Annotated in this window: 30 protein-coding genes; 28 read left to right on the forward strand and 2 right to left on the reverse strand. The window is 40.2% G+C overall.

The window, feature by feature from the left end; translation table 11 throughout:
- Window positions 1-48: 48 nt before the first annotated feature.
- Window positions 49-1,023, reverse strand: coding sequence for an asparaginase (locus tag HNQ85_RS01985; protein ID WP_181535700.1), 975 nt, complete (start codon window positions 1,021-1,023; stop codon window positions 49-51).
- A 119-nt stretch (window positions 1,024-1,142) separates the two neighbouring features.
- On the opposite strand from HNQ85_RS01985, the gene prsW reads away from it, so the two are divergent.
- The 13 genes from prsW to HNQ85_RS02050 all read left to right on the forward strand — a co-directional run bounded on the left by prsW (window position 1,143) and on the right by HNQ85_RS02050 (window position 13,204).
- On the forward strand, window positions 1,143-1,817 hold the full coding sequence (gene prsW, locus HNQ85_RS01990; RefSeq protein ID WP_181536484.1) for a glutamic-type intramembrane protease PrsW: 675 nt from the start codon (window positions 1,143-1,145) through the stop codon (window positions 1,815-1,817).
- 86 nt (window positions 1,818-1,903) lie between these two features.
- Entirely contained in the window at window positions 1,904-2,686 is a 783-nt protein-coding gene (sleB, locus tag HNQ85_RS01995; protein WP_181536485.1) for a spore cortex-lytic enzyme, read from the forward strand.
- A gap of 16 nt (window positions 2,687-2,702) precedes the next feature.
- On the forward strand, window positions 2,703-4,049 hold the full coding sequence (gene ypeB, locus HNQ85_RS02000) for a germination protein YpeB (protein WP_181535703.1): 1,347 nt from the start codon (window positions 2,703-2,705) through the stop codon (window positions 4,047-4,049).
- Between the two features lie 133 nt (window positions 4,050-4,182).
- A complete protein-coding gene (locus HNQ85_RS02005; RefSeq protein WP_181535705.1) occupies window positions 4,183-4,851 on the forward strand; it encodes a flagellar brake protein in 669 nt (222 codons plus the stop codon).
- 84 nt (window positions 4,852-4,935) lie between these two features.
- The gene (locus tag HNQ85_RS02010) at window positions 4,936-5,118 is read left to right on the forward strand and encodes a YpfB family protein (protein ID WP_181535707.1); all 183 of its coding nucleotides are present in this window, start codon (window positions 4,936-4,938) and stop codon (window positions 5,116-5,118) included.
- Between the two features lie 89 nt (window positions 5,119-5,207).
- On the forward strand, window positions 5,208-5,879 hold the full coding sequence (gene cmk, locus HNQ85_RS02015) for a (d)CMP kinase (RefSeq protein ID WP_181535710.1): 672 nt from the start codon (window positions 5,208-5,210) through the stop codon (window positions 5,877-5,879).
- Window positions 5,879-6,463 (forward strand): lysophospholipid acyltransferase family protein, encoded by a 585-nt coding sequence (locus HNQ85_RS02020; protein ID WP_181535712.1) that lies wholly within the window; start codon window positions 5,879-5,881, stop codon window positions 6,461-6,463. The genes cmk and HNQ85_RS02020 overlap by 1 nt, the downstream gene beginning before the upstream one ends.
- A 179-nt stretch (window positions 6,464-6,642) precedes the next feature.
- Entirely contained in the window at window positions 6,643-7,803 is a 1,161-nt protein-coding gene (gene rpsA, locus HNQ85_RS02025; RefSeq protein WP_181535714.1) for a 30S ribosomal protein S1, read from the forward strand.
- Window positions 7,804-7,822: 19 nt separating this feature from the next.
- Entirely contained in the window at window positions 7,823-8,872 is a 1,050-nt protein-coding gene (gene fni / locus HNQ85_RS02030) for a type 2 isopentenyl-diphosphate Delta-isomerase (RefSeq protein WP_181535716.1), read from the forward strand.
- Between the two features lie 138 nt (window positions 8,873-9,010).
- Window positions 9,011-10,636 (forward strand): spore germination protein, encoded by a 1,626-nt coding sequence (locus HNQ85_RS02035; protein WP_181535719.1) that lies wholly within the window; start codon window positions 9,011-9,013, stop codon window positions 10,634-10,636.
- Window positions 10,633-11,745 carry a GerAB/ArcD/ProY family transporter gene (locus tag HNQ85_RS02040; protein WP_181535721.1) on the forward strand — a complete coding sequence of 371 codons (1,113 nt, stop codon included), beginning with the start codon at window positions 10,633-10,635 and terminating at the stop codon, window positions 11,743-11,745. The genes HNQ85_RS02035 and HNQ85_RS02040 overlap by 4 nt, the downstream gene beginning before the upstream one ends.
- Window positions 11,746-11,786: 41 nt before the next feature.
- Window positions 11,787-12,977, forward strand: coding sequence for a Ger(x)C family spore germination protein (locus tag HNQ85_RS02045; RefSeq protein ID WP_181535723.1), 1,191 nt, complete (start codon window positions 11,787-11,789; stop codon window positions 12,975-12,977).
- Entirely contained in the window at window positions 12,977-13,204 is a 228-nt protein-coding gene (locus HNQ85_RS02050; protein ID WP_181535725.1) for a hypothetical protein, read from the forward strand. Before HNQ85_RS02045 ends, HNQ85_RS02050 begins: the two co-directional genes overlap by 1 nt.
- 499 nt (window positions 13,205-13,703) lie before the next feature.
- On the opposite strand, the gene HNQ85_RS02055 is transcribed toward HNQ85_RS02050, so the two are convergent.
- Window positions 13,704-13,838, reverse strand: coding sequence for a YpzI family protein (locus HNQ85_RS02055; protein ID WP_181535727.1), 135 nt, complete (start codon window positions 13,836-13,838; stop codon window positions 13,704-13,706).
- Window positions 13,839-13,952: 114 nt separating this feature from the next.
- Here HNQ85_RS02055 and HNQ85_RS02060 point away from each other — a divergent pair, with 114 nt between their 5' ends.
- The 15 genes from HNQ85_RS02060 to ndk all read left to right on the forward strand — a co-directional run bounded on the left by HNQ85_RS02060 (window position 13,953) and on the right by ndk (window position 25,969).
- On the forward strand, window positions 13,953-14,555 hold the full coding sequence (locus HNQ85_RS02060; protein ID WP_181535729.1) for a YphA family membrane protein: 603 nt from the start codon (window positions 13,953-13,955) through the stop codon (window positions 14,553-14,555).
- The gene (locus tag HNQ85_RS02065) at window positions 14,552-15,448 is read left to right on the forward strand and encodes a YIEGIA family protein (RefSeq protein WP_181535731.1); all 897 of its coding nucleotides are present in this window, start codon (window positions 14,552-14,554) and stop codon (window positions 15,446-15,448) included. The genes HNQ85_RS02060 and HNQ85_RS02065 overlap by 4 nt, the downstream gene beginning before the upstream one ends.
- Window positions 15,445-15,630: a capping complex subunit for YIEGIA gene (locus HNQ85_RS02070; protein ID WP_181535733.1), complete on the forward strand. Its 186-nt coding sequence runs from the start codon at window positions 15,445-15,447 to the stop codon at window positions 15,628-15,630. Before HNQ85_RS02065 ends, HNQ85_RS02070 begins: the two co-directional genes overlap by 4 nt.
- 239 nt (window positions 15,631-15,869) lie before the next feature.
- On the forward strand, window positions 15,870-17,180 hold the full coding sequence (gene der, locus HNQ85_RS02075; protein WP_181536486.1) for a ribosome biogenesis GTPase Der: 1,311 nt from the start codon (window positions 15,870-15,872) through the stop codon (window positions 17,178-17,180).
- A gap of 26 nt (window positions 17,181-17,206) precedes the next feature.
- A complete protein-coding gene (locus tag HNQ85_RS02080) occupies window positions 17,207-18,247 on the forward strand; it encodes an NAD(P)H-dependent glycerol-3-phosphate dehydrogenase (RefSeq protein WP_181535736.1) in 1,041 nt (346 codons plus the stop codon).
- Window positions 18,248-18,470: 223 nt separating this feature from the next.
- Window positions 18,471-18,674 carry a DUF2768 domain-containing protein gene (locus HNQ85_RS02085; RefSeq protein WP_181535738.1) on the forward strand — a complete coding sequence of 68 codons (204 nt, stop codon included), beginning with the start codon at window positions 18,471-18,473 and terminating at the stop codon, window positions 18,672-18,674.
- Window positions 18,675-18,699: 25 nt separating this feature from the next.
- Complete coding sequence (locus tag HNQ85_RS02090) at window positions 18,700-19,422, forward strand: hypothetical protein (protein ID WP_181535740.1); 723 nt, start codon at window positions 18,700-18,702, stop codon at window positions 19,420-19,422.
- A 160-nt stretch (window positions 19,423-19,582) separates the two neighbouring features.
- Entirely contained in the window at window positions 19,583-21,061 is a 1,479-nt protein-coding gene (spoIVA, locus tag HNQ85_RS02095; protein ID WP_181535742.1) for a stage IV sporulation protein A, read from the forward strand.
- 481 nt (window positions 21,062-21,542) lie between these two features.
- The gene (locus HNQ85_RS02100; protein WP_152642883.1) at window positions 21,543-21,815 is read left to right on the forward strand and encodes an HU family DNA-binding protein; all 273 of its coding nucleotides are present in this window, start codon (window positions 21,543-21,545) and stop codon (window positions 21,813-21,815) included.
- A gap of 145 nt (window positions 21,816-21,960) precedes the next feature.
- Window positions 21,961-22,527, forward strand: a complete 567-nt coding sequence (gene folE, locus HNQ85_RS02105) for a GTP cyclohydrolase I FolE (RefSeq protein WP_181535744.1) — start codon at window positions 21,961-21,963, stop codon at window positions 22,525-22,527.
- Window positions 22,528-22,593: 66 nt separating this feature from the next.
- Window positions 22,594-22,818 carry a trp RNA-binding attenuation protein MtrB gene (gene mtrB / locus HNQ85_RS02110; RefSeq protein WP_181535746.1) on the forward strand — a complete coding sequence of 75 codons (225 nt, stop codon included), beginning with the start codon at window positions 22,594-22,596 and terminating at the stop codon, window positions 22,816-22,818.
- Window positions 22,819-22,919: 101 nt separating this feature from the next.
- Entirely contained in the window at window positions 22,920-23,729 is an 810-nt protein-coding gene (locus HNQ85_RS02115; RefSeq protein ID WP_181536487.1) for a heptaprenyl diphosphate synthase component 1, read from the forward strand.
- Between the two features lie 4 nt (window positions 23,730-23,733).
- Window positions 23,734-24,444, forward strand: a complete 711-nt coding sequence (locus HNQ85_RS02120) for a demethylmenaquinone methyltransferase (RefSeq protein ID WP_181535748.1) — start codon at window positions 23,734-23,736, stop codon at window positions 24,442-24,444.
- 10 nt (window positions 24,445-24,454) lie between these two features.
- Complete coding sequence (gene hepT / locus HNQ85_RS02125) at window positions 24,455-25,417, forward strand: heptaprenyl diphosphate synthase component II (RefSeq protein WP_181535751.1); 963 nt, start codon at window positions 24,455-24,457, stop codon at window positions 25,415-25,417.
- A gap of 105 nt (window positions 25,418-25,522) precedes the next feature.
- Window positions 25,523-25,969: a nucleoside-diphosphate kinase gene (ndk, locus tag HNQ85_RS02130; RefSeq protein ID WP_181535753.1), complete on the forward strand. Its 447-nt coding sequence runs from the start codon at window positions 25,523-25,525 to the stop codon at window positions 25,967-25,969.
- Window positions 25,970-26,086 lie beyond the last annotated feature (117 nt).

Genomic DNA, 26,086 nt, shown 5'->3' on the forward strand with positions numbered 1-26,086 from the left:
TGGCCATGGGGTCAGCCTCATTTTGTTTGTGGAGAAGAAAGTTTTACTTTATTCATCTATAAACATTTCCTGTAATTTTTCATAGTCATTTGTCATTTCAAGGGCAACGAGTAGTTTAATTCTCGCTTTTTGCCCATTTAAACCGTTTGAAAAGATGACACCCATTTCTTTTAATTGCTTTCCGCCTCCTTCATAACCGTATATATCTTGGACAATTCCGTTAAAGCAGCGGGAGACGAGAATGACTGGAATCTTTTTTTCCAATAGCGATTTAACTCCTTTCGCTGCTTTAGGCGGGAGATTGCCTTGTCCGAGCGCTTCGATAACAAGACCATCAAGCGGCAGCGTTTGAATGGCATGAAAAATCATATCATCCATACCGGCATATGCTTTCAGAAGTACCACATTTTTAGAAAGTTGTCGAATCGGGTAAGTCACTCTTTTTGTTGGTGAATGATGGAAAAATACACCTCGTTTTGTGACAATGCCAATTGGACCGTATTGAGGGCTTTGGAACGTAGCGATATTGCTTGTATGTGTTTTTGTGACGTTCTTTGCTGTATGGATTTCATCATTTAATACAACAAGAACACCTTTTCCATGTGCTTCATCGCTTGAAGCAACTTTCACAGAGGAAATGAGATTATATAGGCCATCCGCGCCAATTTCATTGCTTGAACGCATGGCACCTGTGACAACGATTGGTACATCTTCTTGGATGGTTAAATCTAAAAAATAGGCAGTTTCTTCAAGTGTATCCGTTCCATGAGTGATCACCACTCCTTGAAAGTGTTCTTTTTTGATTTTTTCCTCGATTGTATTGCGAAGAATCAGCATTTCTTTTGGCGTTATATGTGGAGATGGTAAATGGAATAATTCTTCCGCATGCATATCGGCCAGAGTTTTTAAAGAAGGAATGGTGTCATGAAGTGGATTTTTTTCATCCGGCTTGACCGCCCCGGTTTTTTCATCTTCTTTCATTGAGATTGTTCCGCCTGTATGAATGATTAAAATTTTTTTCATTGACTTCTTCCCTCCGGATTTGCCATGTTTTATAGATAAGAAAAGCAGCTGAATTCCGTTTTCAAGACGACAATATCATGTTACCATTAAAAGAAAACGGATGGAAACGAGGAAGTTTTATGTTAACGGTTATTTCTGCTGGAATTGCACCTGGGCTTGCGCTGCTCAGCTATTTTTATTTAAAAGATGAATATGAAACAGAACCTTTAACGCTTGTTTTTCGTACGTTTATGTTCGGAATGATTCTCGTTTTTCCAATTATGTTTATGCAATATGTGCTTCAAGTCGAAAAAATTGTGACAACGAAGTTTTTGTACGCTTTTCTAGTTTCAGGTTTACTGGAAGAATTTTTTAAATGGTTTATTGTTTATTATTCTATTTTTGATCATAAAGAATTTGATGAGCCCTATGACGGGATTGTCTATAGTGCTAGCGTATCTCTCGGCTTTGCTACGCTTGAAAACATTCTCTACTTGTTTGCCCATGGTGTTGAATTTGCATTTACAAGAGCGCTTTTGCCTGTTTCCAGCCATGCGTTGTTTGCGGTCATTATGGGTTTTTATCTCGGTAAGGCAAAGTTTAAGGGACAAAAGAAAAAATATGTCTTTTTTTCCTTTTTTATTCCGTTTTTACTTCATGGTATTTATGACTTTATATTATTAACGCAGGAAAAGTGGATGTACTACATGCTTCCATTCATGATTTTCTTATGGTGGATGGCATTACGTAAAATAAAGCAGGCAAAAGGATTAGCATTGCGTCATATCGAAGGGACGATGAAAAGTCAGGCTTAATGAGAGCCTGACTTTTATTTTGCATAAAAAGGCAATATGTGCAGAAACTACTCGTAAAATAATTGCAACGTATAGAGGAGGTACCGATATTGCGAAAAGCGATAGTTTGTATAGTGTTTTTGCTCATATGCTATCTTCGTGCAGGAGAGGCTGAAGCCTTTTCGAATCAAGTGATTCAAAAAGGAGCTGTTGGCGATGATGTGATTGAACTGCAGGCAAGATTGCAATATATCGGCTTTTATAAAGGGAAGATTGATGGAGTGTTCGGGTGGAGTACATATTGGGCATTGCGAAACTTTCAGTATGAATTTGGCCTGCCTGTTGACGGGTTGGCCGGAGAAAGCACGAAAGAGAAGTTAGTCAAAGCTTCTAAATATAATGAACAGTTTGTGAAGGAACAAATTCGAAAAGGCAACAATTTTACTCATTACGGTGGAAAGCCATTAAGCAACCAAACAAAAAACAAAGCGAAAAACACAACACAAACAACAGCTGTCAATGTGCCAAAGGGCTTTTCACAAAATGATATTCAGCTTATGGCCAACGCTGTATATGGAGAAGCGCGCGGTGAACCATATATTGGTCAAGTGGCTGTTGCTGCTGTTATTTTAAATCGCGTGAAAAATCCTGCGTTTCCTAACACAGTGGCAGGAGTGATTTTTCAACCAGGGGCGTTTACAGCGGTAGCCGATGGACAAATATGGTTAACCCCGAATGAAACAGCACGGAAAGCCGTACTTGATGCGATTAACGGCTGGGACCCTTCAGAAGGGGCGATTTATTACTTTAATCCGGATACAGCGACAAGCGGATGGATTTGGAGTCGTCCTCAAATTAAACGAATCGGCAAGCATATTTTCTGTAAATAGATTGGAGGTGTTGAATTTGGTAAGAGCATTTTTAATTGGACTTTTATCACTCGGAATAGTTGGAACAGCATATTGGGGCTACCGCGAACATCAAGAGAAAAATGCAGTATTGCTGCATGCAGAAAACAATTACCAGCGCGCTTTTCATGATTTAACGTACCAAGTTGATTTGCTTCATGACAAAATCGGTACGACATTAGCAATGAATTCGCGCACTTCGCTGTCACCGGCTCTTGCGGAAGTGTGGAGGATTGCTGCTGAAGCTCATTCTTCTGTTGGACAACTGCCGCTTTCCTTGCTTCCGTTCAATAAGACCGAGGAGTTTTTAGCGAAAATTGGTGAATTCAGCTATCGGACAGCGATACGTGATTTAGAAAAAGAACCGTTAACAAAGGAAGAATATGGAGCGTTGAAAAAATTATATAAAAATGCCGCGGACATTCAAAACGAGCTGCGCAATGTTCAATATTTAGTATTAAAAAATAACTTACGTTGGATGGACGTAGAACTGGCGCTTGCTTCCAATCAAAAACCAATGGACAATACGATTATCGATGGATTTAAGACGGTGGAAAAAAATGTTGAATCATTTTCTGAAACAGATTTTGGGCCAACATTTACAAATTTAGAAAACGAAGATCGCGAATTTACTCGCGCTAAAGGAAAACCGATTTCTAAAGAAGAAGCAAAAGAGGTTGCGAAAACATTTTTAGGTTTGAAAGGAACGGAAAAAATATCGATTGTGGAAAGCGGAAAAGGAGCTATTAACCGTTTTTATAGCTTAACCATTTACGATCCAAAGATGAAAACAGAGACGTATATGGATATGACAAAAAACGGGGGCTATCCGATTTGGGTCATTGACAACCGACCGATTCGAACCCAAAAAATGAGTTTAAATGAGGCGACAATAAAGGGATTGGAGTTTTTAAAAAGACATAAGTTTACGAATTTAGAGCTGTATGAAAGCGCGCAGTATGACAATGTCGGAATCCTTACTTTTGTGACAAACAAAAATGGCATCCGTATTTATCCTGAAGCAATTAAGATGAAAGTCGCTCTTGATGATGGAACGATTGTTGGTTTTTCGGCGCGTGACTATTTGTCGTCCAATATAATCGATGCTGTTCCAAAACCGAATTTAACTGTCTCTGAGGCAAGAGCAAAAATTAACCCGAATCTTAAAGTAATGGAAGAACGGCAGGCGATAATTGTCAATGATTTAAACGATGAAGTTCTTTGTTATGAGTTTTTAGGTACGCTAGGCGAGGATACGTACCGGATTTTCATCAACGCACAAAATGGAATGGAAGAGAAGGTTGAAAAACTTCAGGATACGGAGCCTGTATATGGAAATATTTAGATAAAAAAGGAAAAGCAGTTGTGCTTTTCCTTTTTTTTATTCCATGTTTTAATATAAAGTAGATTTGTTTGGTGAATTCATAAAATAATGAAGTGAAGCAACAATTTTGTTTTATTTCGGGGGTATAACACGCATGTTAAAAATAGGCAGTACGTTAATTTTAGAACCGATTAATGGACAAACAGAACATAAATATAAATGCAAAGTAGCAGAAATTTTCCCTAACAGTATACATATCAATTATCCAGTGAATATGGAGACAGGAAGAACTGTTTTCTTATTAAACGGTATGCAGTTTAAAGCAAGTTTTGTCAGCAACGACCATTCCCTCTATTTATTTGATACAGAAGTAACAGGGAAAATCAAACAACCGATTCCGCTTGTTGTTCTTTCTTATCCAGGAGAGCAGCAGCTTATTCGTATACAACGACGACAATATGTTCGTGTAGAAGCAAATGTAGATGTAGCCATTCATCCGCTTAATGGAAAATTTTCTCCGTTTACAACCGTAACGAGCGACATAAGTGCTGGTGGTGCTGCTATTGTTCTTCCTCACAAAATAAAAGGGTTTGAACCGGGAATGACGGTAGATGTGTGGTTAGTTCTTCATATGCGCTCAGGAGATATCCATTATTTAAATATCCCATCTAAAGTCGTTCGCATTTTTAAAGTTGAGCATTCATCAGTCGAAAAAGCATCACTTCAATTTCTTAATATGACACAGCAAGAACGGTTGTTATTAATTCGTTATAGTTTTGAAAAGCAGCTGGAGCAACGGCAGAAAGGCATTGGAGAAGAATAAAGAGCGAAATGAAATGAAATAATATGAAAGTAAAGCGTTATTAGCGGAAAAACGGCTTTTACAGCCGAATCAAAAGAAAGGTGGATGGGTGTGAAACGAATCGAACGAATTTTACTGAAGCTAGTTGTGATTCAATTTATTTTTTTGCTTATCGCCCAATTTATGATTCTATATACACCATTTTCCCCTTATTTAGGCAAAATATATGAGTATGAAGGTGTAAGCAAGAATCATGTCACGAAAACAATTGAAACATTCGACCAATAACGGTCCATATGTTAAAATAACATCGAATGCAGGAGTTTCCTGCTTTTTTTCTTGATAATAAATTTATTTTTGTAAGTTTGGGAGGAATTATGGATAAACGTATTTCAATTGCGATTGATGGACCAGCAGCTGCTGGAAAGAGTACTGTAGCGAAGAGGTTAGCAGAAAACCTTTCATATCTGTATATCGATACAGGAGCGATGTATCGTGCTCTGACGTATCGTGCCTTACAAGAAGGAATCGATTTAAATGATGAACATCAATTACTGAATATATTAAAAGATACATATATTGAATTGAAGCCATCCGAGTATGGACAACTTGTTTTCATGAATGGTGAGGACGTCACCAATGTTATTCGTCAAGCGGATGTGACCAATTCCGTATCGATTGTCGCAAAACATAAATTAGTGCGCGAGGAGATGGTTGCCCGGCAGCGCGCATTTGCACAAAACGGAGGCGTTGTCATGGATGGACGCGATATTGGGACACATGTACTTCCGAATGCGGAAGTAAAAATTTTCTTAAAGGCATCAGTGGAAGAACGAGCGAAACGGCGTCACGCGGAAAATTTAGCAAGAGGATTCGAATCAGATTTAGAGAAATTAAAAGAAGAAATTGCTTACAGAGACAAGCTTGATTCTGAACGAGAAATTGCGCCGTTAAAAAAAGCAGAAGATGCCATTGAGATTGATACGACGTCTTTATCCATTGATGATGTAGTGAAACGAATTATGGAGATTGTTAATGAAAGGATTTGATGGCGTTGAGTTTTTACTCATTTGCTAAAGGTGTCGTTTCTGGCATTTTAAAACCTATTTATCGTATTGAAGTCGTGGGGGGGGAGCATTTTCCGAAAGAAGGCGGAGTGCTTCTTTGTTCCAACCATATTAGTAATCTTGATCCACCTGTGGTAGGTATTACTGCTCCACGTCCGGTTCATTTTATGGCAAAAGAAGAGCTGTTTCGTGTGCCGATTTTAAAACATATCATTCGAAACTTGAATGCCTTTCCTGTCAAACGTGGAATGAGCGATCGTCAAGCATTGCGCACTGGGCTTGATATACTTAAAGATGGCAAAGTGCTTGGTATTTTTCCGGAAGGAACGCGAAGCAAAGATGGAAAGCTTAGAAAAGGATTATCAGGCGTTGGTTTTTTTGCTTTACGGACAAATGCCTTCGTTGTTCCGTGTGCAATCGTCGGTCCATATAAACCGTTTCGAACGCTGAAAGTTGTATACGGAAAGCCGATTGATATGCAGGAGCTTCGTGAAAAAAAGACTTCTCCGGAAGAAGCAACGGAATATATTATGAGTCATATTCAAGCTCTTTTAGAACAACATTAAACGTTGAAACATCGTAGTGTTTTGTTACATTAATTTTCAGAAAATATGGTATAATAATTTGAGAAGCTTGTTCTCTATTTTATTTTCATTTGCATGAAGAAAAATAGGGGATTTATTAAAAAATTCCGTGAACGGCTTTGCAAGGTGAACTTAAGCCGTGTATTTAAGGAGGTTTCAAGATGGTAGAGGATATGAATTTGGAAGTCAAAGTGTATCATGTAGGCGATATTGTGAAGGGGCGTGTCGCAAAAGTCGAGGACAAACAAGTGTTGATCGATATTGAAGGGAGCAAGCAAAGCGGAATCATTCCAATTAGCGAATTGTCTAGTCTTCATGTTGAAAAAGCAGGTGATGTTCTTGCAGTTGGCGATGAAGTAATCGCTAAAGTAAAAAAAGTGGAAGAGTCTGCAGACGGAGATGATGGACTTTTAATTTTATCGAAAAAAGCAGTCGATACGGAAAAAGCATGGGAGGACTTGCAGGAAAAATTTGAAAGCGGTGAAGTGTTTGAGGTCGTTATAAAAGATGTCGTCAAAAGCGGCCTTGTCGCTGATGTCGGCGTAAGAGGATTCATCCCGGCTTCATTAGTAGAAACGCACTTTGTTGAAGATTTCTCGGACTACAAGGGCCGCACGTTAAAGGTGAAAGTCGAAGAATTAGACCGTGAGAAAAATCGTGTTATTTTATCGCATCGTGCTGTTCTTGAACAAGAGCAGGCAGAGCAGAAAAGGCAAACTTATAACCAAATCGAAGCAGGTCAAGTGTTAGAAGGAACGGTTCAGCGAATTGCTGATTTTGGCGTATTCGTTGATATTGGCGGTGTTGATGGATTAGTACATATCTCTCAACTTTCACATACTCGTGTAAGTCACCCTTCTGAAGTTGTGGCGGAAGGTCAAACCGTAAAAGTAAAAGTTCTTTCTGTTGATCGCGATAATGAACGAATTTCTTTGTCGATTAAAGAGACATTGCCGGGGCCATGGGACGGCATTTCTCAAAAGGTAGCTGCAGGTGATGTGATTGAAGGAAAAGTAAAACGTCTTGCTTCATTCGGTGCGTTTGTTGAGATTTTTCCTGGTGTGGAGGGACTTGTTCATATTTCACAAATTTCCGATAAACGCATCGCTAAGCCGCATGAAGTGTTAAAAGAAGGCGATGTTGTAAAGGTTAAGGTGCTTGATGTAAATGAAGCGGAGCGTCGTATTTCTTTAAGTATGAAAGAGTTAGAAGATGTAGCCAATGAGGAAGACTACAGCAAATATGCGCAAACTTCCAATGAACGAACTGGATTCCAAATCGGTGAAGTGCTTGGTGAGCAGCTAAAGAAATTAAAACAATAATAAATAATGGTGATTGAAGGTGAGCAGAGCAAAACGAAAAATAGACCATATCGAACATGCGCTGTCAACGGGTCAAGCGAAGGCGCATGGTTTTGAAGATATAACGTTTGTGCATCAGAGCCTGCCTGATTTATCCACCACACAAATTGATTTACGGACAACGTTAGGCGAACTTTCGTTAAGTTCGCCTATTTTTATCAATGCAATGACCGGCGGTGGTGGGGAAGCGACTTTAAAGATTAATGAAGCATTAGCCATTGTTGCGAAAGAATGCGGCATTGCGATGGCAGTTGGTTCACAAATGGCAGCAATAAAAGACCCTAATGAGAGGCCTTCTTTTGAGATCGTACGGAAAGTCAACCCGAACGGTGTGATTTTCGCCAACCTTGGTAGCGAAGCCACTGTGGAAGATGCCAAAAGAGCGATTGACATGATTGAAGCAAATGGCCTGCAAATTCATTTAAATGTGATTCAGGAATTGGTCATGCCTGAAGGAGATCGCGATTTTACTGATGCGTTAAAGCGGATCGAACAAATCGTTCAACAAATTGAAGTGCCTGTTATTGTAAAAGAAGTAGGGTTCGGCATGAGTAAAGAAACAGCTTCGAAACTAGCAAATATTGGCGTGAGAATTGTTGATGTTGGCGGCTTTGGTGGCACGAATTTTGCACGAATTGAAAACAAACGACGTTCGAAAATGTTAACCTATTTTAATGATTGGGGAATTTCTACTACCGCCTCCATTGTCGAAGTTTCACAAACCGTTCCTTTTCTGTATGTCATCGGCAGCGGTGGTGTGCGAACGGCTTTGGACGCAGCGAAGGTGCTTGCTTTAGGAGCATCGGCTGTTGGCTTTGCTGGCTATTTTTTAAAATTGTTGCTTGAAGAAGGAATACCATCATTAATAGAGGAAATTGAGAATTTGCATTCTGATTTATCGCTTATTATGAGCGCTCTTGGTACGAAAACGATTGGAAAATTACAGCGTGTTCCGCTTGTCATTCGTGGCGATACGCATCATTGGTTAACGGAAAGAGGATTTGACACGAAAGTATATAGTTGTCGATAAATTCACCCCTTCATCCCGATGACTAAAATCACGGGACGAAGGGGGTTTTTATTTTATTGTCAGAAAAGAGATTATCTCATTTAAAAAATGGAAAAAATAGAGGTTAAGAACGTCTACCGTTAGAAAGAAGGGAATCGTATGTTTTTTTTAAAGAAAGTAAAAAAAAAAGTAAAGAAGCAGCAGGAGCAAAACCAAAAACAACAGAATCAAAATCAGCAACAACAGGGCTTTCTTTCTAACAACTTAGACCAAAATCTACAAGAACTGCAAAATATCTATCAAAATTGTATGGATGTCGTTTTTCGCCAATTTCAAATTGGTGGAAAAACAAAAGCGGCTCTGATCTATATCGACGGTTTAGCCAATATCGAAGAAACCGACGCAAGCGTGCTTGCCCCTCTCATGAAAGAAAGCGATGTTAGAGTGAATGGCGAGCAACAGTCTATCGATATGGGGATTGATGTAAATCATATACTAGAACAAAAATTGACTGTTTCTAAGATAAAGAAGGTACGAACAATTACAGAGTGCATTGAATATATCTCTGGTGGAAGCCCGGTCTTGCTTATCGACAAGCAAATCGAAGGATTTGCTTTAGGTTTGTCAAAATGGGAAAAACGTTCCATCGAAGAACCGGTGGGGGAATCCGTGATAAGAGGACCGCGGGAGGGTTTCACCGAATCATTAGGGACTAATCTTGCTTTATTGCGAAGAAAAATGAGAAGCCCGCAGCTAAAAATGAAATCAATGAAAATAGGGGAGTATACCCAGACCGAAGTAGTTATCTCTTATATTGAAGGAATTGCTGAGCAAACGTTACTCCAAGAAGTAGAGACCCGGCTTAACCGCATCAAAGTCGACGGCATTTTGGAAACGAGCTACATTGAAGAGTACATCGAGGATAATCCATATTCCCCATTTCCTCAAGTCTTGAATACCGAACGCCCTGACGTTGTGGTGGCGAGTCTGCTGGAAGGACGAGTAGCGATTCTTCAAGATGGCACTCCTTTTGCTTTGATTGTACCGGTTTCTTTTTATTCTTTGCTGCAATCAACTGAAGATTACTACCAACGATCTTTAATTAGCACGGTAACCCGCTGGTTGCGCTATCTATTTCTCTTGATATCTCTTTTACTGCCCTCGTTGTATGTGGCGATCCTTACCTTTCATCAGGAAATGATTCCTACTACACTTTTGGTAACGATCGCTGCTTCTCGGGAGCTGGTTCCCTTTCCGGCGCTAGTTGAAGCGTTAATCATGGAAATTGTATTTGAGGCCCTGCGTGAAGCGGGGGTGAGGCTTCCTAAACAAGCAGGTGCCGCAGTTAGTATCGTTGGTGCGTTAGTGATTGGGCAAGCTGCGGTCCAAGCAGGAATTGTTTCTGCTCCTTTGATCATGGTGGTCTCCTTGACGGGGATTGCCTCTTTTACCATTCCCCGCTATACGGCTGGAATCGCATTAAGGATGCTGCGCTTTCCGATGATCTTGTTGGCAGGGACGTTAGGGCTTCTTGGGATTATGCTTGGGCTGCTCATGATTCTTACTCATATGGCGGCGCTTCGTTCTTTTGGTGTTCCCTATTTATCTCCCTTGGCTCCAATGCAAGGTCGTGAAATGAAAGACGTGTTGGTGCGCGCACCTTGGTGGAAGCTCAATACACGCCCCAGTTTAACGGACAACATTCAGCGACAAGGTCCGAATCAGAAACCGAATCCTGATTACGGAAATGACAAGACGAGTAAAGGCAAAGGAGGGTCATTATGATCGAGAAAGGAAAAATATCTGCTACACAAATGGGGATAATGATGTATCTTACGATCATCGCAACAGCCATTCTCTTAGTCCCTGCAATCACCGCCCGACAAGCGAAGCAGGATATGTGGCTCTCTCCCTTCTGGGCTTCTTTCATCGGCTTTCTGACGGTTTATATCGCCGTTCAGTTGCATCAGCTCTATCCGCAAAAAAACCTCATCGAGTACAGTGAGGATATTCTCGGCAAGTTTCTGGGAAAAGCAGTTGGGTTGATCTTTTTATTTTTCTATTTGCATGTAAGTGGAATTATTATCCGGGAGTATGGCGAATTTATTGTAGGCAGCTTTCTTTTGCATACTCCATTAGTCTTTGTGATGGGAACTATTATCCTAGTGTGCTCCTTTGCCGTCCGCTGCGGTTTGGAAGTGATAGGCAGGCTTGCGGAAATGATCGTACCAGTTGTGATTATCATGATATTGATCCTTCTTATCCTTTTGATCCCGGATATGGAAGTAGCGAATATGTTTCCTATCATGGAAAAAGGAATGATGCCCTCGCTCAAGGGGGCGGTGATCCCACAAGGTTGGTTTACTGAGTTCTTCCTCATCGCTTTTCTGCTTCCTTACGTAGCCGATCGTAATAAAGCAAAAAAATGGGGCATGATCTCGGTCGTCGCGGTCATGTTGACCTTATCTTTCGTTAACATTGCCGTTCTTTTCGTCTTAGGAGAACTCACAGCCGGTTTTATCTACCCCGCGATGAGCGCCGTCCGTTACATTAGTATCGCGGGCTTTCTAGAACATATTGAAGCTATTGTAGCGGCCCTTTGGGTAGCAGGTGTTTTTTTGAAGATTGCTGTCTTTTATTACGCTTTAGTATTGGGAACGGCTCAATGGCTGAATTTGTCAGATTATCGCCCGATCATTTTTCCCGTGGGATTTTTATTGCTGTTATTTTCTATCTGGTCAGCGTCGAATTTAATGGAATTGACCCATTTTCTAGGAAGCTCTTCCCCGTTTTACCGAATTTCGATTCAAATGGGGATTCCTCTCATTCTCCTATTTATCGCAAAATGGCGCAAAAGAGCCAGTAACTCAAATCAGGGAAAATACCAAGGATAAAGACAGCAACGAAACAAGGGGTAAAAAGGAGATAGACAAAAATGGGCATCTTACAAAAAGCAGCAAAAATTCTTTTCGTTTGCGTTCATCTTATGTTGCTAAGCGGCTGTTGGGACCGAACGGAAGTAAACGATTTAGCGCTAATCGTAGGGTTAGGAATTGATCAAAAAAAAGATGGGAAAATCATGCTTACAGTACAACTAGTCGTCCCGAAATCAATTGGTGGAGGAGGTCAGATGGGTGGCGGTGGTGGCGGCGGTGGTGAAACGATAGTAAGATCGGGTACAGGTGCCACCGTGGCTGATGCGATCTCAAACTTGCAAGAAAAGCTTTCTCGCCGTGTCTTTTGGGGACACACCAAGGTAGTCGTGTTCGGGGAGAGAGCAGCAAAAGCAGGGATTCGTCAGCATCTGGACTTTCTGAGCCGCAATCCGCAAACCCGTCTTCGTTCCAATGTATTAGTGAGTAAAGGAACTGCGAAAAGCGTTCTCGAATTGCTTCCCCCGATCGAGCAAAGCTCAGCAGAAGTGATGCGGGAATTGTCAGAATCGCAACTTTTATTGCGAGTAACGATAAAAGACGCTCTGCAAATGCTAAGCGGCGATGCCGGTGCAGCGGCTCTTCCCATGGTGAAGATCTTGCCTCCAGAAAAAGGGAAAAAAGAGCTGCAAACCATTGCGTTTATCCAACGCACCGCCATTTTTAAGAAGGATAAAATGATCGGGGATATTGATGATAAATTGACTCGGGGCGTGCTTTGGCTCAGAAATGAGATCAAACTGGCGAATATCACGGTTAGGCTTAAAGGTGAAAAGGGAAATATCACGTCCACGCTGATAAGAGCGCATACGGAATTCATCCCTAAATATGGGAAAGGCAAGTGGAAGATGATCGTGAAAGCGACTGCGGAAGACGATATCCTATTAAACGGAACGAAATTGGACTTGCTAAACCCTAAGCATACGAAAATGATCGAAAAAGAATTGGAAAATGAAACGGATAAGCGCATTAGAGCCGCATTGAAAAAAGTACAAAAAGAGCTGAAAGCCGATATTTTTGGATTCGCAGAGATTTTTCATCGAAAATATCCAAGAGAATGGAACCGTGTAAAGAATCGCTGGGAGGAAATCTTCCCTACCGTTGAAGTGGTCGTGAAGACGAAGGTATACGTCCGCAGACCAGGAATGAACACTGCTCCGCAAGGATTGCCTGAACAAGAGGTGAAACAATAATGAAAACTGGTTTTATACTAGGTACTCTTGTTCTGGTCGCGCTCATCTTTCTATACGAGTGGCCGCGAATCAATCGGACACAGAAAAAAGAAAAAATTGTTTTTATTGCGCTGCTAAGCCTTGGAACGATTCTTGCGATTGTATTAATATTAAACCCCGATCTTCCGGGTCCGACGCAGATGATCGATTACATTTATAAACCTCTCGGAAGAATGCTTGGAAAATAAAGGAAAGTTTCTCACGTATTTTGTCTTGAGGAACTCATTCGAAACGGGCTCTTTATCAATGGAGATGACGGATGAAAAGAAGTACAGAACAAGATTTGTGATGTTATCCTCTTAAGGCGATTAAGGGAGCTGAACATCAAATACATTGCCAAAATTCAGCAGTCTGAGAAAACGTTCATGAGGTTCGTTTGACGATCGACTTTTTCAATCCTTTGAAAGCGAAAGCTGACTCGATTTATAACATCGAATCAGCTTTTTTGATGCTTTCTTTGCGAATCTTCAAGCGAGTGTCATAGATAAACGCGCCGACTCCGCTTTTCTTTATTGTCTAGCTCCAGCGACCAACCGCTCAGGGTCAAATAACCTTCTCCCTCGAGGTGACAAGCACCTCTGCGGGTGAAGAACATTTGCCCATCGCGGGATCCAGGATGGCGACATTTCGACGTTGTCCACAGGACGTGGGCAGCTTTTAGGCGAAATTGGGTCGCCTCCGCTTTTCCTATTGCTTGTTTCGTTCTCGTGCTGCTTGTGCATCTTCAAGTCTTGCCGCACCTTTGTATTCAAGTGATTGATCGCGGTCGGATTCGACTCGACGCGATTGCTTTAATTTTTTTTCTTGGCGATCTTTTCCCATGACTTGTGCCCCTTTCCTACTGTTCATTTTTACTATGTCAATTTTTGTTTTTTTTATACATCGATTAAGTTTTATAAAAACATGAAATAATGGGAATAGTAGGGGGTGGAAAAGATGGATGGTATTTACTTCTATTGGTTTTCGTGGATGCTTTGGGTGATTTATACGTTTCTTATGAAAAAGGATAAAGTGCGAACTTTATTTGCGGTGACTTTGCTTATTTTGATTACAATATCGATTTACGAAACAACAATCGGTTCATTCCAGTTGACATTATCTTATATTTTTATTCTTTTTATGGCGTGTTACTTTGCAGCACGAAGAAATAGATGGCAGCTCATTTATATGCTGATTAGTTCAATCATTGTGACGCTTGCGTATGTGTCGTTTCAATTGTTTGCGTTATTTGATCCAGTTTGGGTGTTTCTGAATCAGACATGGATGCTCGCTGTTATTTTAACTATCATTACGATCATGCTTTATGGCGATTTTTATTCTCGTTTGTTATGTTTCATTATTGGGGCTTGTCAAGGTGATTTTTTATATGCGGTCATATTAAAACGTTTTTCTTTTTCATATGTAATTGGTTCTTTAGCGTTTTTTGATATGCTTCTCATTTCTTGGTCATTGATGTTTGGATGGTTTGTTCTGGAAAATGCAAGCGCTTATGTCGACTTATTTGCACAAAAGGGAGTGAAGGAGACGAAACAATCATGAATGAGTATACATTTCCAATCGTGTTTGGTGTGTTTATAGGAGTAGTAACAAGGCTATATTTGTTGAAAACGGATTATCGGCAATATCCTACATATCTTCACGGGAAAATTATTCATATCGCGTTAGGATTCATTGCTGCAGGATTAGGAACGATTGCTGTTCCTGCAATCATGGAAAAGGAGTTTGCGGCAATCACGTTTTTAGCATTAGCTGCTTCTCAATTCCGCGATGTACGCAATATGGAGCGCAACACATTGAATGAATTGGATCAATATGAACTAGTGCCTCGCGGGAAACCGTATATTGAAGGAATTGCGATTGTGTTTGAAGGAAGAAACTATTTAGTTATTTTTGCATCGTTTGTTTCGACGCTTGCTTATCTTGTTTGGAATATTTGGGCCGGGGTTATTGCAAGCATCATCGGTTTATTAGTGGCGCGAAAATTTATGTCTGGCAGTCGTTTAAAAGATATAGTGGATATCGAATATGTGGAACCCCATTTTGAAGGAGCAGGTTTATATGTAGATAACATCTATATTATGAATATTGGATTGCCAGCAAGACAAAAGGAAATTTTGCGATACGGGATGGGATTTATTTTGAAACCGAAAAATTTTAACGCGCGTTCAACGATTGCGAATTTAGGGCAGAGACAAGCGATTTTGCATGACATTTCAACAGCGCTTGGAGTATATCGGGATTCAGGGACACCGGCTTTGGTACCTCTCGCCAAACGCGACTTAGATGACGGGCGGGTCGGAATTTTTATTTTGCCGCAAGAAAAAGACATTGAAAAAGCAAAGACGATTATCGGCAATGTCCCAACATTAGAAAATGCGATTCGTATGCCGACAAAATCGGAAGCGAATAAAAAGGGGAGAAAATTGCGATGACGCATGAAAAGCTCATTTTAGCCGTCATTACAACCAATTCGAACAAAATAGCCGGCGGAGCCCCGATTTTTACATGTGACACAAGAGAAGAAATGGAAAGCGTTGCTACAAACCTAGAAGCCATTCTTGATGGCATTGCCCACTCCTTATCTGACGAACTCCTCATCATCGTTAAACATTAAAAGGGAGGCTTAACTATAGTGCTTCACCGTATTAATGCGATGGGGGTCAGACCCCTAGCGATTCACCGCGGTGATGTAATGGAGGTCAGACCCCTGTTGTTGAAATGGGGAGTTTTTGGTACAATAAAACAGCTAGACCCTTCATTGTATAGAAGGGCTTCTTTTTTGTTTACATTGAGATGTAAAGCAATGAATTTGTGCATGTGGATACATATGATTTTGAGAGGAAGGGTGATATGATGCCGAATCCAGTTGTAGCGATTGTTGGACGACCAAATGTCGGAAAGTCAACAATTTTTAACCGAATTGCTGGAGAACGTATTTCGATTGTTGAGGATGTACCAGGGGTTACGCGCGACCGTATTTATAGCAGCGGCGAGTGGCTCAATCGAAAATTTAACATTATTGATACAGGTGGAATTGATATTGGTGATGAACCGTTTTTAGCGCAAATTCGAGAACAGGCGGAAATTGCTATTGATGAAGCAGATGTGATTATTTTTATGACGAATGGCCGCGATGGTGTAACAGCGACGGATGAAGAAGTGGCGAGAATTTTGCGCCGTTCCAATAAACCGGTCGTGTTAGCGGTAAATAAAATTGATAATCCAGAGATGCGGGAAAACATTTACGATTTCTACACACTTGGTTTTGGTGAACCATATCCGATTTCCGGTACGCACGGGCTTGGTCTCGGTGATTTATTGGATGCGGTTGTTGCCCATTTTCCAAAACAAGAACAAGAAGACTACGAAGAAGATGTCATTAAATTTTGTTTGATCGGCAGACCAAATGTCGGCAAATCATCATTAGTCAATGCGATTTTAGGCGAAGATCGCGTCATTGTCAGCGATATTGCAGGAACGACGCGGGATGCTGTCGATACAAACTTTACTCGCGAAGGACAAGAATATGTCATTATTGATACAGCAGGTATGAGAAAAAGAGGAAAAGTGTACGAAAGCACCGAAAAATATAGTGTGTTGCGGGCTTTAAAAGCGATTGAACGTTCGGATGTTGTGCTCGTTGTATTAAATGCTGAAGAAGGAATTATTGAGCAAGATAAAAAAATTGCTGGCTATGCTCATGAAGCGGGACGTGCAGTAATTATCGTGGTCAATAAATGGGATGCGATTGAAAAAGATGATAAAACATTAATTGAGTTTGAACGGAAAATTCGTGACCATTTCCAATTCCTTGATTATGCGCCGATTATATTTGTTTCTGCGAAAACAAAGCAGCGTCTTCATAAACTATTGCCAATGATTCAAATGGTCAGCGAAAATCATGCGATGCGCGTCCAAACGAATGTGTTAAACGAAGTAATTATGGATGCGGTCGCGATGAATCCAACACCGACACATAATGGCCAGCGCTTAAAAATTTATTATGCAACACAAGTTGCTGTAAAGCCGCCTACATTTGTTATCTTTGTCAACGATCCAGAGTTAATGCATTTCTCTTATGAACGCTTCTTAGAAAATCGCATTCGCGACGCGTTTGGTTTTGAAGGAACGCCGATTAAAATCATTGCACGACCGCGCAAATAAAATACAAAAATAGGAAGTGATGAACATTGGAGCAAATTGCTGTTTTAGGTGCTGGAAGCTGGGGAACTGCTTTAGCGATGGTGCTTGCTGATAACGGTCATACTGTTCGCTTATGGGGACATCGCCAAGACCAAATTAACGAGATTAACGAAAAACATACAAATGAAAAATATTTGCCTGGCATTGAATTACCTGAAGCGATCGTTGGTTATGCCGATCTTTGTGAAGCATTAACGAATATTGAGACGGTTGTGCTCGCTGTTCCGACAAAAGCAATTCGTGAAGTATTAAGAAAAGTGCGAGAATGCTTAAAGCAGCCAATTACAATTGTCACTGTCAGCAAAGGAATTGAACCTGATACGAATAAGCGCATTTCTGAAATTATTGAAGAAGAAATGGCGGGGGCATTTCTAAAAGATGTGGTCGTTTTATCTGGCCCGAGTCATGCTGAAGAAGTGAGCAGACGTCAACCTACTACTGTTACGGTTTCTTCGAAAAATATGGAAGCAGCGGAACGCATTCAAGATTTATTTATGAATCATCACTATTTTCGCGTCTATACAAATCCTGATTTAATTGGTGTTGAAATTGGTGGAGCGTTAAAAAATATTATTGCGCTTGCAGCTGGAATTACAGATGGATTAGGATATGGAGATAATGCGAAAGCAGCGCTTATGACGCGTGGCTTGGCGGAGATTGCCCGCTTAGGGAGCACACTTGGTGCGAATCCGCTGACATTCGCTGGACTAACAGGCATCGGTGATTTAATCGTTACGTGTACAAGCGTTCATTCACGCAACTGGAGGGCCGGAAATTTACTGGGAAAAGGAAAAAGCCTTGATGAAGTGCTGGACAATATGGGGATGGTTGTCGAAGGAGTGCGCACAACAAAAGCGGCTTATCAGCTTGCGAAAAAGATGAACGTCGAAATGCCGATTACAACCGCTTTATATGATGTGCTTTTTAATGGCAAAGACCCAAAAGCAGCGGTTGACTCATTAATGTCTCGCGTGAAAACGCATGAAATGGAAGATTTGTCCAATATTTTAGGGGAGCGAAAATACTAAATGATTTTTGAAAATAGGCAATAGATGATGCAAGAAAGTTTAGCATTGCATACAATACTACGAACAAATATAGACCTGAGCCCCGGACAAAGGGTAGCACCAAAATATACTGAAGTAAAGAGCCCCGCTTTACTTCAGCTTTTTTTGTGTATGAGCAGAGCAATCTATTAGATTCGTTTCATGTTTATGATATAATGATTGTCGAAAAAAAGGGGGAAATAAAATGTCACCAGGGCTAGTAAAAATGTGGATTGCTTTAGCATCGATCGTTTTCATGTTTATTTCTGTATTTTCCATTTATTTCAGCCGATATAAGACGAAAAACAAAGTATTAAAGTTTATTTTTGCACTTATCGCATATGTGTTAATGATTTTAGCTGGATTGATTATTATTTTTGTCGTGTTCAGCGGCCCGGTGCAAGAATAGTTTGATCATAAAAGGATGAGGTGTTATGAAGGCATTTTCAAGGCTTTTCATCGTTTTTTCGACGATGCTAATGCTATCAGGATGTTTATATCCTGAAGAGCGGTTAAAACAAAACCAAATTCCATATCAAGATCAAGTAGCATCCGTACAGTCGGCTGTCGATCAGTATCGCGAAGCAAACGGCGGCTTATTGCCTATTCATAATCGCGATATGAAAACACCGATCTATCAAAAATACCCGATTGATTTTAATAAATTAATACCGAAGTATATGCAGGAACCACCGGGAAATGCATTTGAGAGCGGCGGCATTTTTCAATATGTTCTTGTCGATGTCGAGAAAAAACCGACAGTGAAGCTATTAGATTTGCGCATCGCTGAAAAAATACGCGAATTAAAGTTACGTATTAAAATGTATCGGGATTCAAAAGGATATCCACCATTTAAAGATATGGTTGCAAAAGGGATTTTTACATTAGATTATAAAAAGCTTGGATATAAAGAGCCACCTTATGCAGTGAGCCCTTTTTCCGGAAACAATCTCCCATTTCTTATTGACTATAACGGTGAAATATATGTTGATTATCGAATGGACTTATATGATGCATTGAAGAAAGTAAACCATTCATATCGGCCTGGAGAGGATATCCGCGATTTATTGGTAGACAATTCGTTGTTCGTCCCAGCTTACTCTGTGCCATATACGATTGATCCACAAAAAAATGAGCCGATTTTTTTAATAAAATAAGTCATGAGCCCTTCTTTAGAGAATACATTCTAGAGAAGGGATTTTTTATTATTTATTTTTAGTCATAATTCAATAGGACAACATCATATTCATATAGTGTCCTAGAATACTAGCAAAAGGGTCAGTTTGTCCAACGACTCGAAGACTGGAGGGGAGTCATTTGGAAAAGTTCGATATTTTTAAAGATATCGCCGAACGAACCGGCGGTGATATTTACCTAGGAGTAGTTGGTGCGGTGCGTACAGGCAAATCGACGTTTATTAAAAAATTTATGGAGCTCGTTGTCATTCCAAATATCGAGAATGAAGCAGATAAAGCGCGGGCGCAAGATGAATTGCCGCAGAGTGCAGCTGGAAAAACAATCATGACAACGGAGCCGAAATTTGTTCCCAATCAAGCGGTCAAAGTAAATGTTGATGAAGGATTGGAAGTGAATATTCGCCTAGTAGATTGCGTCGGATACGCTGTTCCTGGTGCAAAAGGCTACGAAGATGAAAACGGCCCAAGAATGATTCATACACCTTGGTATGAAGAACCAATTCCGTTCCACGAAGCAGCAGAAATCGGCACACGAAAAGTCATTCAAGAACATTCGACGATTGGTGTCGTCATTACAACGGATGGCTCCATTGGTGAGATTCCTCGTCAGGACTATATTGAAGCGGAAGAACGCGTGATTAACGAGCTAAAAGAGGTCGGTAAACCGTTTATTATGATTATTAATACAGTTCGACCTCATCAGTCAGAAACAGAAGCGCTTCGTCAGCAATTAAGCGAGAAATACGATATTCCAGTGCTGGCCATGAGTGTTGAAAGCATGCGCGAAGCAGACGTTTATAACGTGCTTCGTGAAGCATTATATGAATTTCCCGTGCTTGAAGTGAACGTCAACTTGCCGAGCTGGGTAATGGTGCTTCGTGAAGATCATTGGCTTCGTGAAAGTTATCAAGAAGCGGTAAAAGATACGGTGAAAGATATTAAACGTTTGCGCGATGTTGATCGTGTTGTTCAACAGTTCGGACAGTATGAGTTTATTGAGCAAGCAAGCTTAGCGGGCATTGAAATGGGGCAGGGAATTGCCGAAATCGACTTATACGCACCTGACGATTTGTACGACCAAATTTTAAAAGAAGTGGTTGGGGTAGAAATTCGCGGCAGAGATCATTTATTGCAGCTCATGCAGGAATTTGCCCATGCAAAAGCGGAGTATGACCAAATTGCTGACGCATTGAAGATGGTGAAGCAAACGGGGTATGGCATCGCAGCCCCTGCACTTTCTGACATGAGCTTGGATGAACCAGAAATCATTCGCCAAGGCTCTCGCTTTGGAGTACGCTTAAAAGCGGTAGCTCCTTCTATTCATATGATTAAAGTTGATGTCGAGTCTGAATTTGCTCCGATTATTGGTACAGAAAAACAAAGTGAAGAATTAGTCCGCTATTTAATGCAAGACTTTGAAGATGATCCATTATCTATTTGGAATTCAGATATTTTTGGTCGCTCGTTAAGTTCAATTGTTAGAGAAGGTATTCAAGCGAAATTAGCGCTGATGCCAGAAAACGCCCGCTATAAGCTGAAGGAAACATTAGAACGAATCATTAATGAAGGTTCTGGCGGACTTATTGCGATTATATTGTAATTTTGGTGCTGACCTGATAAGTGTCTTGAATTCACTTGTAACTCATAATATTGTTATGTCCTATATATGATGGTTGTGGGGTCTGACACTTTGGTCAGCCTCTTTTTTTTGAAAGACTCGTTAATTTTTGCTACGATGGAACATGTTGAAGTTCAATCGTTCAACGTTTTTAGCTGACAGTACTTTGTGAACGCCAGTTTTGATGAAGGCGATTTTTTGTCGAAACTGGCGTGACATGCTTAAAAACACGGATTTTATCTTGATAAGAAATGGGACATATGATAATCTTTTATCAGAAAATCTTAGTTTCTTTGGTGAAATATGCCTAAATTGCGTTGTTTTGCTGAAAATATGTTGAATTATGTACGTGAATCGTTTAATATTAGGCGTGTCACATGTATAGAAAAGCACAAAAGTGTGAAGAAATGAAAGTAAGTAATTTTTTATAAAATTTTAACATCTTTGGGAGGAGGTGAATGGTATGAACAAGACAGAACTAATTAATTCTGTTGCAGAAGCTAGCGGTCTTTCTAAAAAAGATGCAACAAAAGCAGTTGATGCTGTTTTCGAATCTATTACGGAAGCTCTTAAAAATGGCGATAAAGTTCAATTAATCGGTTTTGGGAACTTTGAAGTACGCGAGCGTGCAGCACGTAAAGGACGCAACCCGCAAACAGGTGAAGAAATGGAAATCCCTGCGAGCAAAGTTCCTGCATTTAAACCAGGGAAAGCTCTTAAAGACGCTGTTAAGTAATGTTACATAAATTGAGCTCATCTTAAACAGAAAAAGAGCTTTCGAAGAAGGGTTAGCCATCGTGCTTACCCTTCTTTTTTGCTTTTAAAGAGAGATGTATGCTAGAATCTGATTACATTTAACATACTTGAAGTAGGAGGAAATCATGGGGAATATCAACTATGAACAAATTGAGCATGCTGTTCGGTTAATATTAGAGGCAATCGGTGAAAATCCAAATCGTGAAGGATTGCGCGATACACCGAAGCGGGTTGCTAAAATGTATGCTGAAGTGTTTTCAGGGTTGAATGAAGACCCGCGTGAACATTTAAAAACGGTGTTTAGCGAGGAGCATGAAGAGCTGGTGCTTGTAAAAGACATACCTTTTTATTCAATGTGTGAACATCATTTAGTTCCATTTTTTGGTCTTGCTCATGTCGCTTATATTCCACGTGGTGGGAAAGTAACGGGTTTAAGCAAATTAGCACGTACAGTTGAAGCGGTAGCGCGCCGCCCGCAACTTCAAGAACGCATTACTTCCACTATTGCTGATTCGATTGTTGAAACGCTTAATCCGCATGGAGTTATGGTCGTTGTAGAAGCAGAGCATATGTGTATGACAATGCGCGGTGTGAAAAAACCAGGTGCAAAAACCGTTACTTCCTCGGTAAGGGGAATGTTTGTGACAGACCAGGCTGCTCGCGCGGAAGTTTTATCGTTAATTAAACAATAAAAAATATATATTGTTACACAATAGGTAAAACAGATATTCATTACGTTAAGGAGGGAAAATACCAGAATGTATCAACAGAACGATTATATTGTCATTAAAGCGTTAGAAGATGGTGTAAATGTTATCGGCTTGACAAGGGGAGCTGATACGCGCTTTCACCATTCGGAAAAACTAGATAATGGGGAAGTATTAATCGCTCAATTTACAGAGCATACATCTGCGATTAAAGTACGTGGAAAAGCGGTGATCCAAACGCGCCATGGGGAAATTACTTCCGAGACCAAAAAGTGACGAGCGAAATTACGACAAAATAGCGCCAATTGTAAAAAAGTTATGCTATAATTGAATTTGTATATTTTGATCATGTTATTTTTGGGGAAGCAAGGGTGATTATGTTGAAAACGATTGTAAAAAGAGTGTTAACGTTAAAGGAAAAAATTCAAGAATTCCTTCATCATCCATATTTAATCCAGCACATATCAACAAGACAAATTGATGAAGATCGGATTTTATTGTCGCTTAGAGTATTGGAAGATGCCAACCTTTCAGAAGAGGAAATTCAACATCATATCGTCCCGATGATGCTTGTGCAAATCGCCCTTGATACCCATGATGAAGTGACCAACTCTTTGCCCGATAAAGCGAATGATCTGCTCAAGGAAAGACAATTAACCGTATTAGCTGGAGATTTGTATAGTAGTTTATATTACAATTATTTAGCAAAAGCCAATCATATTCAATTAATTGGCTTATTTGCTGAAGCTATTAAAGAAATTAATGAACATAAAATTCGCCTTTATCAAAAAGATATTGAACGGATTGAGGCTCTGTTTCATAGTACGGCCGTCATTGAATCTTCCTTAATATGCAAAATGGGTGAATATTACGGTTCGCATACATCGTCTAAATTCACTTACTATTATCTTTTGTTGAAACGATTGAATAAAGAAAAAGAAGGGTATTTAAAAACGGAACGTTCGCTTATTTTTGAACAAATGGCAGCTATTTTATTTTCGAAAAACAAAGAAATAACAAAAGAGCAAAAAAAGTATTTGCTTCATATTTGCAATCGTTACATTGACCATTGCAAAGAAGAAATTCTCAAGCTGAAATTAGAAGTCAATGAGCTGCTTAAGGCAAGACTATCAGAGTTAATTGGCGATTACTCAATGATGGCGAAAAAGACGGTGGAAGAAGGGTAGATGTATGCAGCAATCAAAAGAAGAACGGGTTCATCATGTGTTTGAAAAAATTTATAACAATTACGATAAAATGAATTCGGTCATTAGCTTCAAGCGGCATTTAGCATGGCGAAAAGATACGATGAAGCGAATGAATGTGCAAAAAGGAACAAAGGCGCTCGATGTTTGTTGCGGAACGGCTGATTGGACGATTGCTTTGGCAGAAGCGGTTGGTCCAACTGGTGAAGTATACGGACTTGATTTTAGCCAAAATATGTTGAAAGTGGGAGAACAAAAAGTCAATGAGCGCGCTTTGAAAAATGTAACGCTCATTCATGGAAATGCGATGCAGTTGCCGTTTTCTGATAATACATTTGATTACGTTACAATTGGATTTGGCTTAAGAAATGTACCTGACTATATGACCGTATTAAAAGAAATGTATCGCGTCGTGAAACCGGGGGGGAAAGTGGTTTGTTTGGAAACATCACAACCAACATTGATTGGCTTTAGGCAGCTATATTACTTTTATTTCCGCTTTATCATGCCGCTGTTTGGAAAAATATTCGCCAAAAGCTATGAAGAATATTCATGGTTACAAGAATCGGCACGCGATTTTCCAGGAATGGACGAACTTGCGCAAATGTTCCGCGATGCCGGCTTTGTCAATGTAGAGGTAAAGCCATACACGTTTGGTGTGGCGGCAATGCATTTAGGATACAAACCGCGAGATTAAGGTGACAAATATGAAATTAAAAGCGATGTATTCATTCTTGAATACAGATTTAAACATCGTTGAAAAAGAGTTGGAAACAGCGATTCAGTCCAATTATCCGCTGCTTAGTGAAGCCTCTCTTCATTTGTTGCAAGCAGGTGGGAAGCGAATTCGTCCGATATTTGTTCTATTAGCTGGAAAGTTTGGAAACTATAGCATTGAACGGATGAAACATGTCGCTGTCGCGTTAGAACTTATTCACATGTCTTCTCTTGTGCATGATGATGTTATTGATGATGCCGAGCTGCGGCGGGGGAAGGAAACAATTAAAGCGAAGTGGAGCAACCGCTTTGCCATGTATACAGGTGATTATATTTTTGCCCGTTCACTTGAACTAATGACACAGTTCAATCAGCCGCTGATTCACCAAATTTTAGCTCATACGCTTGTCGAAGTATGCCGAGGGGAAATTGAGCAAATTAGCGACAAGTATCGTTTCGATCAAAATTTGCGATGCTATTTGCGGAGAATTAAGCGAAAAACGGCATTATTAATTGCGGTCAGCTGTCAGCTTGGTGCGCTTGCTGCTGAGGCGCCTAAAGAGATTTATGAGCGCCTTTACTTATTTGGCTATTATGTTGGAATGTCGTTTCAAATTACCGATGATATTCTTGATTTTATCGGCACTGAAGAACAGCTTGGCAAACCAGCAGGCAGCGATTTGCTACAAGGAAATATTACTTTGCCTGTCTTTTTTGCGATGGAAGATGAAAAAGTAAAAGCAAAGATTACGCAAATTACTCCTGAAACATCACCGGATGAGATGAAAGAAATCATTTCGCTTATTAAACAAACCGGAGCAATTGAAAAGTCATATGCTGTCAGCGATCGCTATTTGCAAAAAGCGCTTGCTATTTTAGAGCAGCTGCCGAAAAATAAGGCGCGTAACACGTTTTATAATATCGCGAAATACATTGGAAAACGAAAATTTTAAACCGTTTTCATTGGATTATATTGCTAACTTGTTCAAACAATGATACTATTTCTATGGGAATCCTGTATTCCTGATACATAACATTGTAGGGGTGGAGAATACGTTATGGAAAGAACATTTTTAATGGTCAAACCTGATGGGGTCCAACGCAATTTAATCGGCGAAATCGTAGCGCGCTTTGAGAAAAAAGGGTTTCAACTTGTCGGGGCTAAATTAATGCAAGTGTCTAAAGAATTAGCAGAGCAGCACTATGCAGAACATAAAGAGCGTCCGTTCTTTGGTGAACTAGTTGATTTCATTACATCCGGTCCAGTATTTGCAATGGTTTGGGAAGGTGAAAATGTCATTGCGACAGCCCGTCAAATGATGGGAAAAACCAATCCGCAAGAAGCAACACCTGGAACGATTCGCGGTGACTTTGGTTTAACTGTTGGCAAAAACGTTATTCATGGCTCCGATTCACCAGCCAGCGCAGAACGTGAAATTAATTTATTCTTTAAAGGTGAAGAGCTTGTTAATTATTCAAAATTAATGAATGAGTGGATTTATTAATCATAAAGGTTAGGCGATTGACTCAATCGATGGGGCGGTCGCCTTTTATATTTTTATAAAATTATCTATTTTTTCCATTTTGTTTTACGCTATACTAGTAGTTAAAGAGACATTCAA

Source organism: [Anoxybacillus] calidus, from assembly GCF_013760845.1.
Taxonomy (GTDB): domain Bacteria; phylum Bacillota; class Bacilli; order Bacillales; family Anoxybacillaceae; genus Paranoxybacillus; species Paranoxybacillus calidus.